The organism is Chloroflexus islandicus (assembly GCF_001650695.1).
Classification (GTDB): domain Bacteria; phylum Chloroflexota; class Chloroflexia; order Chloroflexales; family Chloroflexaceae; genus Chloroflexus; species Chloroflexus islandicus.
Genome location: NZ_LWQS01000082.1, coordinates 104,260 through 117,023 on the forward strand (window position 1 = coordinate 104,260; position 12,764 = coordinate 117,023).

Below are 12,764 nucleotides of genomic sequence, written 5' to 3' on the forward strand. Positions count from 1 at the left end.
GAGGAACTATCTTGAAACTGCAAACCATCATTGCCCTCTTCATACTCAGCATATTCGTGAGCAGTTTACCAACGGCAGCACAGCAGCCAACCAACATTACCAACATCTATGTACCGATTGTCGCATCAAATACCATTCGCCCATACGGTATTGAACCGAATACCGGTTGGTTGTACAGTTCGAGCGTTTACCCGCAAGCAGCTAATCTCGGCGCGCACTGGGTGCGGCTCAATACCCTAAGCTGGCGCGAAGCGCAACCCACGGCAGGGAGTCCTATTAACTGGAATGCCACCAGCTTTCAGCAGTTTGAACGAGAAGTGCAAGCGGCCAACTCGCTCGGCTTGCAGGTGATGGCGGTTATTGACGATCATCCTTCGTGGGCAACCAACAGCGATAAGATCTGCGCCGCTATTCTTGATGAATACCACGACGAATTTGCTGCATTCGCGCGGGCGGTGGTCGCTAAATACAGCCAGCATCCATATTACGTCCGTTACTGGGAGTTAGGGAATGAGCCGGACGTTGATCCACGCCTCGTTCCAGCCAATTCACCCTTCGGCTGCTGGGGCGACATGAACGATGAATACTACGGCGGCGAACGGTATGGCCGGATGTTGCGCGTCGTAACGCCAGCTATCCGAGCCGCCGATCCGGGGTCGAAGGTGATCTTTGGCGGGTTGTTGTTAGCGCGACCGGCGAATACCAACCACACCGACGGAAAGCCCTTCAACTTCCTTGCCGGTGCATTGCGGGCCGGGGCCGGGCCGTATTTCGATATTCTGGCGTTTCACACCTATCCAACCTATTTTGAACGAACAGGGGTTAGCCATATCGATTTCGATCTTGATGCACAAAGTATGGGCGGCGCTTGGGTGTCACGAGGCGGAACAACAGTAGGCAAGGCTCGCTTCTTACGAGAAGTGATGCAGCAGTACGGTATCAATAAGCCGCTTTTCCTTAACGAAACCGGTTTACGCTGCGATAACCGCTACAGCTCTTGTGAAACTCAACCAACGGCATACGAGCAAGCGAAAGCGAATCACCTTATCCGTTCTTCAATGCGCGCTATAGCAGATGGGGTAGAGAACTATATCTGGTACACGCTGCAAGGACCGGGATGGTCAAGCACTGGCCTCCTTGACGGCAGCCAACAACCGCGCCCTGCCTACATTGCGATGAAAACGGCCATCGAGCGCCTCAATGAAGTGCGATTGCCACCGCAACCATTCACCGGTTACGGCGCCGGCACCGAAGCCTACCGCTTCCGCGGCAATGGCTTTGTGCTCGATGTCGTCTGGTCAGTTGACAGTACCTTGCGCCAGATCACGTTACCGGCAACGTCATTCATCGCTGCTTACACTCGTGACGGCGCGCCAATCATACCGGCAAGCTCTGGCGGGAATGTGACCATCTCGGTTGGGTTTGAGAATATTTACCTCAAGCGAACGCCATAATCCTGAGTTCCCGGCTCGATTCTCTTGACGTGGCTAGATCGATCCGGTACACTACCTATGCATACGAGCGGCGGCGGGCAATCAGCTCGTCGCCGTTATTCCTCTTAGCTGCTGGAGCGCATTATGCTCGCGTCAACACTCACCAACATCTGGCAACAAGTTGCAACCGGGATTTTTGACCCGTTATTGACTGTGCTCGTCTTTCTGCTCATGCTCAGTCTGTTGGTGTTCGTCCACGAGTTGGGGCACCTCTGGGTGGGCTTGCGCATGGGGATCAAAGTCGAGGAGTTTGGAATTGGCTTCCCGCCGCGTGCGATGGTACTCTTTGAGCGCAACGGGATTAAGTACACGCTCAACTGGTTGCCGTTAGGCGGTTTTGTCCGTTTCGCTGGCATGGATGGCGAGAAAGACTCGGTCTACGGTACCGGTAGTCTCGCCGCCGCCCCGCCATGGCGCAAGATCCCCGTCATGCTGGCTGGGCCATTGATGAATTTTGTGCTGGCAGTGGTTATCTTTACGGTGTTATTTGCGACGGTTGGCGTGCCTACGCCAACTGGACGTATGTTGATTAGCAATGTCTTTCCCAATACCCCGGCTGCCGCCGCCGGTTTTCAAGCCGGTGATGCGTTGGTCAGCCTCGATGGCCAGCCGGTGGTTGATGAAAACGTGGTGCGTGAAGTAGCGCAGCGCCGGTTGGGTACGGCGATCGAAGCGGTCGTGGTACGCGATGGCGCGGAAGTGACGCTGACGGTGACACCGGGAGCGTGGACGGCGCCTGACGGGCGCGAATTTAGCGCCGGCTTTGGCTTTAGCTATGGGGCACAGACGGTTAACCAGCCAATCAACCCGATCGCGGCCATTGGGGCGGGTTTTACCCACAGCGTCGAATTGACCGGACGGATGATCATGATGCTGGCCGATCTGCCGGCAGCGATTGCCGGCTTGTTTAGCCCCACGCCGCCACCTGCCGGCGAGCCGTTGGGGCCGGTGGGGATCGCGCGCGCCACCGGTGAAGTCATTCGCCAACCTGACGGCTTTGTCTCGTTCTGGTCGCTCACGGCGGTGCTGAGCCTCAACCTGTTTATCCTGAACTTGCTACCCATTCCCGCCCTCGACGGCAGCCATATTCTGTTTGCGCTGATCGAGTGGGTTCGCGGCAAGAAGCTGCCGCCAGAGAAAGAAGCGCTGGTGCATGCCTTCGGTTTTATGGCACTGATGGGGTTGATGGCGCTGCTAACGGTGAATGATGTGATTAACGCGGTGCAGGGTACGCCGATCTTTGGTCGCTGATGGATATTATTCGGGCAAGTGAACTAGGCGAGTATTATTACTGTGCGCGGGCATGGTGGCTGCGCCGCGTCGCCGGGCAAGAGCCGGACGGCGCTGAGCGGCGCGCCGCTGGGACGGCCAGCCATGCCCGCCATGGCCGGCTGGTAGCCGCCAGCCAGCGCCTCCTCTGGATCGGGTTGGGGCTGTTCGTGGGTGGGATTGGTTTGGTGATCTGGGCAAGCTGATGGCGTGGCTCGGTATTGCGCTCATCCTGTGCGCGGTCGGGGTTTTGGCGCTGGCGATGATGGTGCGCCGGCACAGTGGTTTGCCGTGGGCGCGGGTAGTAGGTACTGACACCGGGGTGCAGCGCACGCTCGAACGACCGCTCTTTAGCGCCCGGCTTGGCCTTACCGGCAAACCAGATTATATTCTGCAACGGGGTCAGGCGCTGATTCCAGTCGAAGTGAAGCCGAACCGGCGCGCAGCGCAGCCGTATCCATCCGATCTCATCCAACTAGCGGCCTATTTAGTGTTGATTGAAGAAACGACTGGCGTTGCGCCCCCGTATGGGTTGTTGCGCTACGCCGATGAGACGTTTCAATTGCGGTACACCGCTGCAGTGCGTGATGAAGTGGTAGCAACGCTGGCCGAGATGCGCGAACTGCTCGATGACGATGATGTCGCGCGCAACCACGATGAAGCGGCCCGCTGCCGCGGCTGCGGGTTTCGCGCTCACTGCGATGATGCCCTCGCATAAGCAGCTAGCTCGTGATAAGATGAGCATAGATGCGCAACGGGAATCAGCTTTATGGATCTCACCTGCGATGATCTGGTAGCGGCGATTGCCGAACATCTGGCTGGACGAATCTCGCGCGGTCAATTGGCGGCGTGGGCATTTGACCGGTTTTACGAACTTGAACAGGGTGAGCTGATCGTACCGCTTGACGAAGAAGCAATCATCCGCGACGCGCTCGATGAGCTGATGTTTGCTGATGATGAGCCATTCGTCCTGAGTGAGCGTGAATTACGGCAACTGATGGATCGGCTGGCACAGGTATGAAGATTCAACCGCATCCCCGCTTACACGGTATGATGATCGGCGACGAGGTCTATTCGCACCACTACCATCTGGCCGCCCGGGTCGCCGACATTTTCCCCGCCGCAGTGTGTGTCCGGATTGGCGTGCTCACCACTGAGACACCGATGGAGTTGAGCCATACCCCCCAGTTGTGGCGCGCTGATGAGATCGAGAACTTGTCGGTGTGCCGCTATTGCGGTGCGCGTGATGAGGTGCGCGTTGTCAGTGAGAATGGCATCCCGTTTCGGGTATGCATCCGCTGCGCACCGGATGATAGCGAGTAGCGCCGGCCCAGTAGGCCGTGCATAAGATAGCTACGAAGAGAGTCGCTGCGCGACGATGTTCCGGTGCAGCATTCAAACGTGAGAAAAGCCACGAAAAGACACTCACATTTTTGTGAGTTTTGCGTCTTTTCGTGGCTATTATGTTAGAGCAGCGCTACTTGCGGAACCACTTCAGCGCCTGCCACCCACCCGGCAGCGCCACCGCAGCCAGCGCGATCTTGATCGCATCACCGAGCAAGAAGGGCAAGACGCCTTTCACGACTGCATTCACCGGGCCGATAAAGAAAGCCAGCCACGTCGCGCCGATCAGATAAATCACCAACGTCGCCAGCGCCATCGAAGCAACGGTCGTCAGGAAGCGGCGATCCCAACCCCGCGCCGCCAGCCAGCCGGTCAATGCCGCCGCGATCGGGAACGAAATCAGATAGCCACCGGTTGCGCCGAACAGGTGGGTATAACCGGCTGAGCCACCTGCGAAGAAGGGCAACCCAATCGCGCCTTCGAGCAGGTAGAGCAGCAATGCCGCCAAGCCCAAGCGCGGGCCAAGCAGGCTGCCAACCAACAACACCCCCAACGTCTGCCCGGTAATCGGCACCGGCGAGAAGGGCATCAGCGAAATGCGGATTTGCGCGCTAAGCGCCACAAACAGACTGCCCAACACCACTAACAACGTGTCGGCCACCAACGGGTAGGCCAGCCATCCCCGGCGCGGCAAGATCGCCTGCGCCAGCGTCTCGGTCGTGGTCAATGTCCGATTCATGACACCTCCGCCACATCAAAGCCAGTCCACTCAGTGACATAGAGTATAGCCGATCTGTGGCAAGTGTGAAACAGGCATTGGCACAACCACCCCGGCCTGATGGTGGATGAATGGTAACGAACCTCCGTCACCGCGCCAACACGCAATGCGACGGATCGGTTTCCAGTTCATGGATTTCGTCGTCGTTGAGCTGCCGCAAGCCGAGATTCGCATACAACATGGTGTCAATTGCGGCGGGCAAATCGGTTGATGGGCCTTGAACCAGCGGCAGCAGCTCGGCAGGACTGCTGGCCCGCAACCCCGGATGCGTTGCACGGATGCTCGCAAACGGCGCAGCGACGATGCCATCAGCGCGCGCTTCGGCCAAACCCATGCTCGAAGAGGGCATAATCAAGGTCTCATCGGTGACCAGTTCAGGCAACGTCGCGTGCAGACTACGGAAGAGGAGGTCAGTCCATGCTGCCGGATGGCCACCCAGATCAGTGCGTCCGCAACCGGCCAACAGTACGGCATCGCCGGTCAACAGGAACCGATCGCCAGCCGGCGAGATCACGCGGTAGACGAGGTGGCCGGGAGTGTGGCCGGGGAACCAGTGCGCTTCGATCAGCAGATGGCCGACCGGCAGCCGCTCACCGCCAAGCAACGGCATGTAGTCAAGATGGGCCGGCAGCAGGGTGCGCGGATGCAACGCATCATACGGATGCATGTAGAGCAAGGTATGGCGCGTATTGGCGAGCAGCGCTCCGCCGGACAACCTTCCCGCCGAGAGGTGGGTGAGCAACACGCGGGTCACGTCGGCTTGCGCCGCTGCTGCCACCTCTTGGTAGAGATGGATCTGGAGACCGGGATCGATCACTGCCGCTTCGCCGGCGCTGATGATCACGTAACTCAGATCACCGCGCGCTGGGCGCGCAATCTGCACGATCTGCCCCCAACTGGCGTTCACTACTTCGTGTATGGCGTGAAAATCGAGCCATGCTCGGAAACCGCCGAGCAGGTATCGCGCGTTGATGCCGCATTCGGCCAGCAGCTCGGCAACGTATTGCGAAGAGCCTTCTTTAGCGCAGATGACCGTAATCAGCCGATCAGACGGCACGCGGGCAATTGCGCTCTCGTCGTCTTCGATAAACTCAAAGTAGGGAATGTTGAGGGTCGGAATAGGCCGGCGACCGCGCACCTGATTGCGCGCAAACTCGACCTCATTGCGCACATCAAGAATAAATAGCGGCTGTTCAGCCAACAGCTCAGCATACAGCTCAGCCGGACTCAGAACACCAACGCCGGTTTGCAATCGTTCGAGCGTCGTCATCGCGCACTCCTTTGCGTTGATTGTGCCTCTTCGCGCAACCATGGAGGTAGTGTATCCGGCGCAACTTGGTGAAACAAGCGCAAGGTAGGTGAAGTTGAGTTGTGATTTGTTTCTCAGAGGGGAGGGATGAGGGCACAGCACGCTGTGCCCGTACAGAAAAGGGCTGGGGCACAGCGGCGCTGTACACGTACAGGCAGCGAGCGGCGCTGCGCTTGAGCTGAGCGCAAGCGCCGCAGGATCGCTAGGGGGCCGGATTGCGCGCTGGGTCGTTTGGGGCCGGATTGCGTGCCGGACGCGGTTTGGCCGGCTGGAAGGCAACCAGTATCCGGTAGACCGTCAAAAAGAGCACGCTCCCGCCGCTAACCCAATACAACCCGCTGAGCAGGGCAGTATCGCTACCGCTGAACAGGGCGTGCAACAGGCTGAGCAGCCAAATCGCAAAGCTGATGAAGTGAATCACCCGCCACATCGTGCGCCCGAGCCATTGCTTGACGTAGAAGCTGAGGCCAACAACGGCCATGCCGTACAACGAAAGCTGGCCCAACCCAACCCACAGCGGTTCGTAGCCACTGTAACCGAATGGCAATAGCACTTGGGCGAGAGTAGCGTTGATGTAGCGATCACCGAGCAAGATCAGTGCGTGAAAGATGGCAAATGCCAAGCCGAGCAGGCTGGTATGCTGGTGGAGATCAAACGCTCCCGGCCCTCCCGGCCACAGGCGGGCCATGCGGTTGGTCATGAGCAAGCCAAAGACCATCGACAACCAGAGCAAGACATAAGCTGCAACGGCGCTGCTGCGCGAGAGATACCAGTACGCTTTGGGTTCGCTGCTGAGCAGCGAGGCGCTGAGGCCGGGCAACCACGCCGGCAAGACGATCACTGCCGCAAACGCGCCGAGAATCGCACCGATAAGGAGCGTAAGCAGTACTCCGAATGGAATCGCTGGCGATTGCTCAACCAGCTCAGGATTGGTCGTTAAGGAGCGGGGCGGGCGCGGCGCCGCTTCAGGCTTGGCCGTTGGCGGGCGCGGCGGGCGCTCCGCCGCCGGTTGAGTTAATTGCTCGGTATTGGTCAGCGATTGATCCATTGGTGCTCTCCTTCGTTGATTGAAAAGCTGATGTTTTGCCCTCACTCGCGGCCCCTCGAATGTGCCCCCACCCCTTGCCCCTCCCCCGCTGGGGGAGGGGAGTGTGCCCCCACCCCTTGCCCCTCCCCCGCTGGGGGAGGGGAGGATTGAGCGCCTCACGCTAACCTCCACTGACAGGGCAGGGATCGCGCCAGCAATAGTGTTCCAGCGCCGGTGTGCGGATGACGTGGCCATCGGTGCTGACGAGCAATGCCGCTAGGTGCGGTCGCGCTTGCAACCAGCGTAACCCGTTCTCTGCGCCGCGGAGCAAGACTGTTTTGGCGGCCATTTCGGCCAGCGGCAAGGTAGGTGCAACAACTGTCACGCTCAGCAGATCGGTGACGGCAGGCGCGCCGGTGTGCGGGTTGATCAAATGGTGCTGCCAGCGACCAGCTTGCTGCCAGCGCCGGTAGTCGATCCCCGATGTGGCGACGCCGCCGCGCCGGATTAGCAGCAGCTCAAGGCCTTGATCGGGCGCATGTGGATCAGCCACCTCAACCGGCCACGGCGAACCGTCGCGGCGCGGGCCGCTGACGGCAATATCGCCGCCAGCGTCAACCAAGGCAGGGAAGCGGCGGCCCAACCGGCGCGCGACGAGCGCCGCTGTCCAACCTTTGGCGCTGCCACCGAAGTCGAGCTGCATCCCAGCGGGCAAGCTGATCGTGCGCCGGCGCGGATCACACTCGATCAAGCGCCAGTCTGGGGCAGGCTTGCTCTCACCTGCAGCCGATCCATTCGCCAACGCCGAAAAATCGCGATCGTAGCCGGCAGCTATGAGTGCTGCTCCTACCGCAGGCGTCACCCAGCCATCGCTCAGCCGGGCCGCCCACAGCGCCTGCTGCACCGCTCGCCAGAGCGTCTGCCCAACCCGCACCGGCCCGTGACCGGCGTGGCGGTTGAGCGCCGAGAGTTCGCTATGCGGGCGAAACCGGCTAAGGATGCGCTCGTAGCGCAGGAAGGTTTTGCGCGCGGCGGTGAGGGCAGAACGGGCAGCAGAGTCATCGCTGTCGATGATGACCGTGATCGCTGAACCCATCGCCCGAAAACTGAGCTGCTGCATCGGGAGCCTCCGGTTAGCGCGATGAACGGGTGCGGGCCATAGGCGCCGGTCGCGTGACCGGTGCGGGGATGGTTACCTCGCGCACCGCTGGTTGGGACTGAGCCGGCGCACTGGCCGTTACCGAGCCGCTAGACGGAACATTCAACGGGACAAGCGTCGGCACGGCGGGCAACTGAAGCGTTGTTGGCGCAGATTGCTCGACTACTGCGACCGCGGTGACGGGTTCCGGCGGGTTCTGGGCCGCTAACCATCCCCAACCGCCAATCGTTACCGCTAAGGCGGTCGCGCTAATCGCCCACTTCAAGCCGGTCACGTCGTTGCGGGCCGGTTTGCGAGATTGATTATTCATGATGCTGGCTCCTTTTAGGCGTGAAACTGGCGGCCCGGCGGGATACGACCCGGCGGGCCGTCGCGATCCTAGTCATCTTTATCGTCGTGCTCACGCTGATCGGCGTTCTTGACTTTGGCGTAAACCACTTGGCCGGTATAGGCATCGACGTACACTTCACTGCCGTCGGCAAATTTCACCTCATACGCATCGACGCCATGCTCGTATTCGCGCTTCACCTTGACCACCGTGCCGCCACCGAGATAGGTCGTTGCAGCGGCAATCGCCTGCTCTTGGCTAATTGGCCCGCTCTGAGCAAGGCTCGTCACGGTATTGGCGACAATCGCGCCGGTTTGGGCATCAACGTAGATCGCGCCGCGATCGAACATCACTTCGTAAGCCGGCGCACCTTGCAAGCTGACTAGCTCTGGGGCGCGCATCAGCACTGCGCCGCCGGCATTGGCCTGCGCGATCGCTTGGGCCTGCTCAACCGAGACCGGATAGGCAGGGGTCGCAGCAGCAGTCGTTACCGCCGCCGTATTCTGGGATTGTTGCGCCGCCAACTGCTGGTTCATTTCAGCTAGGCGCTGATTAGCTTCGGCCAGCGCCGCTTGGTAGGCGGCTTCGCGCTCGCGGATCAGCGCCTCAACCGTAGGATCGAGCGTGGTCGTGGCTGCCGGCGCAGGTTCGGCGGGTGCAGCAGTCGCTGGGGCAAATACACTCAGATAACTAGCGATGCCACCAATCAGCACGAGCGTAAAGACGGTCAAAGCAGCGGCGATCAACAACATGGTGCGATTCATCGGATATCCTCCTGTCAAAACTTGGTGTGAATTACTGGTTTGTCAGCGCATGCGATCAGTCATCATCCCGTTTCCCATCAGACGGCAACCCAGCGCCGCCGGGAGTGCCGGCGATCAACGCCTGCACCTCTTGCGGGGTCAGCTTCGCATCGGGATGGGTCAGCAGATAGGCACGCGGCGGCATCTCACCGTTACGCACCACCTCGGCAATTTCTTGGGCCAATTCCGCCGGTTCGCGCAGCGGCAGCGAGAAGTTCAGCTCATTACGCCCTTCGATCACGTCATACGTCACCAGCCACGACACCGGCGCGATTTTGCTGTACCACGGCCAGACCGTCTCGTTGCTGTGGCAGTCATAGCAGGCGCGGCGGGCGATACTCGCCGCTTCGGGGGTTGTCCACGCCACGTCAGTCACCACTGGCGGATTGGTTTGCCATGCCCATACCGGCACTGCTTGGATGGCCACGAAGAGAACGACCAAGGCGATTGCTACGTTGCGAGGGCGGAATATTCGTTTCAACATCGGTTTCCTCCGTTGCGCGATCAGCTTTCTGCAAGTAACAGTACTGGCGTTCGCTCAAAAGAGTCTTAAAATGAAGCAGGAATATTCCAATCTTTTTCCAAGGTTGCGGGGGTATAACAGAGGTAGTGATGGGGGAGCGCCCCCACCCCAACCCTCACCTGCTGGAGGTTCAAGGGCGGACGGAACATCTGTCCGGCACCCGGCCCGAAAGGGCTGGGCTAGGGGTACGAAGCCCGCTGCACGGGCTGCTGCCCCCACCCCGTGCCCCTCCCCCGCTGGGGGTTCAAGGGCGGACAGAACATTTGTCCGACACCCGGCCCTCAAGGGCCGGGCTAGGGTTACGAAGCCCGCTGCGCGGGCTGCTGCCCCCACCCCTTGCCCCTCCCCCGCTGGGGGAGGGGTGATGGCAACGGCACAGTAGAGCCGGACGGCTGTCCGGCTCCGCAAAGGGCGCAGAAATTTTTAACGCAACGGCGCTGTAGAGCCGGACGGCTGTCCGGCTCCGCAAAGGACGCAACGTAGTTTGATGGGAGAACGAGCTGCTTGGATTGCGCAATAACAGCGGAAACGATAGAGGAGCAAATCGTGCGGATTTTAATTGTCGAAGACGATAAGCGGCTAGCGCGCTTGATCGAGCGGGTGTTGCGCGAAGAGCGCTATACCGTCGATATTGCCCACGATGGCGAGAGCGGGCTCGATCTGCTGTTGCAGGGCGCGTATGATGTAGCCGTGATCGATTGGATGCTGCCCGGGCGTGATGGGCCATCGCTCTGCCGGGCGGCGCGAGCGGCTCGCTTGCCGACTGCGTTGCTCTTGCTGACCGCGCGTGGTCAGATCGAAGACAAGGTGTTGGGGTTTGAAAGTGGAGCCGACGATTATTTAGTTAAACCATTTGCATTTGAAGAGCTGCTGGCGCGAGTGCGCGCGCTGAGCCGGCGCTTTAACCCGAACCTCGGCAACGATGAACTGCGCCACGGCGATATTGTGCTCGATCTGCGCAGTTATACGGCCCGGCGCGGCGAACGCCGGCTTGATCTGACGCCAACAGAATGGCGGCTGCTAGAATATCTGCTGCGCAACGCCGGCCAAACCCTCACCCGCCAGCAGATTCTCGATTATGTCTGGTCGTTTGAGCATGACGTACAACCGCAGATGGTTGATGTCTACGTTTCGTATTTGCGGCGCAAACTCAACGCTCCGGGTGAGGCTGACCCGATAGTGACAGTGCGCGGCATCGGCTACCGGCTGGAGGCAGAACGTGCTTAAACCGTTGCGTTGGCAATTTACCCTGCTCTATGCGCTGACCGCCGCCGCGATCATTGCGTTGGTCGGCAGCGGCGCCTACGTGTTGGTCGCGCGCTATTTTGAGCGGATCACCGATCTGGCGCTGCAACACAAGATGGCACACGAATTTCATTCACTCAACGCGCCGTTGCCGCCGAGCTTAGCCTTTGCCGATGCCGATTGGTCGGTGTTGCGGTCGGATGGGCCGGCAGCCGGCAGGCGTATGTTGACGGCGGACGAGGCGAGCCGGATTGCGCTGGCAACGCGCGGCGGTGAGATTAAGGATGTCAAGCTGGAAACGGATAAACGCCGGTATGAGGTGAAGTTGCGTGATGGCAGCGAGGTGAAGATCGACGCCTACAGCGGCCAGATCGTTGAGATTGAGATCAACGGCGAACACGTCAACCCGCCGCCTGTCCCTATCTCGCCCCCGGCAGCGTATGAGGCCGAGCTCGCCTCCATCTTTGTCTTGCCGCTCGATGCGCAAGGACGCATTCTCTTCAACCCCAATCCCGCCGCTTTGCCGATGCTCGCCCATCAAGAAGCGCTAGAGGCGGCGCTGCGCAATGGGTCTGATCTGCGTACCATCACTACCAGCTCTGGCCAACAGGTGCGCTTGCTGACCTACCGGCTGACTCGACCCGACGGCCCGGCGGCGTTGCAATTGGGCCGTGTGTTGACCGATCAAACACAGGTGCTGAACCAATTGCTGACCGGGTTGCTCGGCTTTGGTTTTATCGGCGCAGTGATCGTCGGCGCGGCCGGGTGGTGGTTATCGGGGCGCGCATTGCGGCCGGTGGAAGAAGCATGGGCGCGCCAATTGCGCTTTATTTCGAGCGCCAGCCACGAATTGCGCGCGCCGTTAACGCTCATCCGGGCCAGCGCTGAAGTAGCTTTGCGCAACGCAGAAGACGAGGATCAGCGCGAACTCTTGGCCGATGTGCTGAGCGAAAGCGACCACATGCGCCGGCTGGTTGACGATCTGCTCACGCTCTCGCGACTCGACAGCGGGGCGTTGACGCTCCAGCGCCAGCCGATTCAATTGAGCGATTTCCTCGCCGATGTCCAGCGCCATGCATCCCGGCTCGGCGACGAGCACGGGGTGACGATCGCGCTCGCCAAAACTGAGGGTACGGTGTGCGCTGATCCCGACCGGTTGCGCCAGATTTTGTTAATCTTGATTGACAACGCCATCCGCTACACGCCGGCCAGCGGTACGATTACGCTCAGCGCCGAACTAGCCGGCAAACAGGTGCGGATCGGCGTGCGCGATACCGGTTGCGGTATCGCGCCTGAACACCTGCCTCACCTGTTCGAGCGGTTTTACCGGGCGGATCAGGCGCGCAACCGGGCCAACAATAACAACAATGCCGGGCTTGGCTTGTCGATTGCCAAAGGCCTCGTCGAAGCCCATGGCGGCACAATCGGGGTCGAAAGCAAGGTCAACGCCGGCACGTTGGCGTGGTTTACGATCCCGGCGGCGTAA

At 60.2% G+C, this 12,764-nt stretch carries 15 protein-coding genes; 8 read left to right on the forward strand and 7 right to left on the reverse strand.

Going from position 1 to position 12,764, the window contains the following annotated elements; translation table 11 throughout:
• Nucleotides 1–11: 11 nt before the first annotated feature.
• The 6 genes from A6A03_RS16265 to A6A03_RS16290 all read left to right on the forward strand — a co-directional run bounded on the left by A6A03_RS16265 (nucleotide 12) and on the right by A6A03_RS16290 (nucleotide 4,085).
• Nucleotides 12–1,454, forward strand: coding sequence for a cellulase family glycosylhydrolase (locus A6A03_RS16265; protein WP_066790382.1), 1,443 nt, complete (start codon nucleotides 12–14; stop codon nucleotides 1,452–1,454).
• Between the two features lie 123 nt (nucleotides 1,455–1,577).
• Nucleotides 1,578–2,744, forward strand: a complete 1,167-nt coding sequence (locus A6A03_RS16270) for a M50 family metallopeptidase (RefSeq protein ID WP_066790387.1) — start codon at nucleotides 1,578–1,580, stop codon at nucleotides 2,742–2,744.
• On the forward strand, nucleotides 2,744–2,968 hold the full coding sequence (locus A6A03_RS16275) for a PD-(D/E)XK nuclease family protein (protein ID WP_066790389.1): 225 nt from the start codon (nucleotides 2,744–2,746) through the stop codon (nucleotides 2,966–2,968). The genes A6A03_RS16270 and A6A03_RS16275 overlap by 1 nt, the downstream gene beginning before the upstream one ends.
• A complete protein-coding gene (gene cas4, locus A6A03_RS16280) occupies nucleotides 2,968–3,480 on the forward strand; it encodes a CRISPR-associated protein Cas4 (RefSeq protein ID WP_066790391.1) in 513 nt (170 codons plus the stop codon). The genes A6A03_RS16275 and cas4 overlap by 1 nt, the downstream gene beginning before the upstream one ends.
• Nucleotides 3,481–3,531: 51 nt before the next feature.
• Complete coding sequence (locus A6A03_RS16285; protein WP_066790393.1) at nucleotides 3,532–3,783, forward strand: hypothetical protein; 252 nt, start codon at nucleotides 3,532–3,534, stop codon at nucleotides 3,781–3,783.
• Entirely contained in the window at nucleotides 3,780–4,085 is a 306-nt protein-coding gene (locus A6A03_RS16290) for a hypothetical protein (RefSeq protein WP_066790395.1), read from the forward strand. The genes A6A03_RS16285 and A6A03_RS16290 overlap by 4 nt, the downstream gene beginning before the upstream one ends.
• Nucleotides 4,086–4,239: 154 nt before the next feature.
• On the opposite strand, the gene A6A03_RS16295 is transcribed toward A6A03_RS16290, so the two are convergent.
• From A6A03_RS16295 to A6A03_RS16325, 7 genes are all read right to left on the reverse strand, one after another.
• Nucleotides 4,240–4,845 carry a biotin transporter BioY gene (locus A6A03_RS16295; RefSeq protein ID WP_066790397.1) on the reverse strand — a complete coding sequence of 202 codons (606 nt, stop codon included), beginning with the start codon at nucleotides 4,843–4,845 and terminating at the stop codon, nucleotides 4,240–4,242.
• A 127-nt stretch (nucleotides 4,846–4,972) separates the two neighbouring features.
• Complete coding sequence (locus tag A6A03_RS16300; RefSeq protein WP_066790399.1) at nucleotides 4,973–6,154, reverse strand: MBL fold metallo-hydrolase; 1,182 nt, start codon at nucleotides 6,152–6,154, stop codon at nucleotides 4,973–4,975.
• Between the two features lie 241 nt (nucleotides 6,155–6,395).
• On the reverse strand, nucleotides 6,396–7,241 hold the full coding sequence (locus A6A03_RS16305; RefSeq protein ID WP_066790401.1) for a hypothetical protein: 846 nt from the start codon (nucleotides 7,239–7,241) through the stop codon (nucleotides 6,396–6,398).
• A gap of 160 nt (nucleotides 7,242–7,401) precedes the next feature.
• Nucleotides 7,402–8,340 carry an FAD:protein FMN transferase gene (locus A6A03_RS16310; RefSeq protein ID WP_066790403.1) on the reverse strand — a complete coding sequence of 313 codons (939 nt, stop codon included), beginning with the start codon at nucleotides 8,338–8,340 and terminating at the stop codon, nucleotides 7,402–7,404.
• A gap of 13 nt (nucleotides 8,341–8,353) precedes the next feature.
• Nucleotides 8,354–8,689: a hypothetical protein gene (locus A6A03_RS16315; RefSeq protein ID WP_066790405.1), complete on the reverse strand. Its 336-nt coding sequence runs from the start codon at nucleotides 8,687–8,689 to the stop codon at nucleotides 8,354–8,356.
• 68 nt (nucleotides 8,690–8,757) lie between these two features.
• Entirely contained in the window at nucleotides 8,758–9,471 is a 714-nt protein-coding gene (locus tag A6A03_RS16320) for a PepSY domain-containing protein (protein ID WP_066790407.1), read from the reverse strand.
• Nucleotides 9,472–9,526: 55 nt separating this feature from the next.
• Nucleotides 9,527–9,994: a heme-binding domain-containing protein gene (locus A6A03_RS16325; RefSeq protein ID WP_066790409.1), complete on the reverse strand. Its 468-nt coding sequence runs from the start codon at nucleotides 9,992–9,994 to the stop codon at nucleotides 9,527–9,529.
• Nucleotides 9,995–10,579: 585 nt separating this feature from the next.
• Here A6A03_RS16325 and A6A03_RS16330 point away from each other — a divergent pair.
• Together A6A03_RS16330 and A6A03_RS16335 are read left to right on the forward strand one after the other, a co-directional pair.
• A complete protein-coding gene (locus tag A6A03_RS16330; protein WP_066790411.1) occupies nucleotides 10,580–11,260 on the forward strand; it encodes a response regulator transcription factor in 681 nt (226 codons plus the stop codon).
• Entirely contained in the window at nucleotides 11,253–12,764 is a 1,512-nt protein-coding gene (locus A6A03_RS16335; RefSeq protein ID WP_066790413.1) for an ATP-binding protein, read from the forward strand. The genes A6A03_RS16330 and A6A03_RS16335 overlap by 8 nt, the downstream gene beginning before the upstream one ends.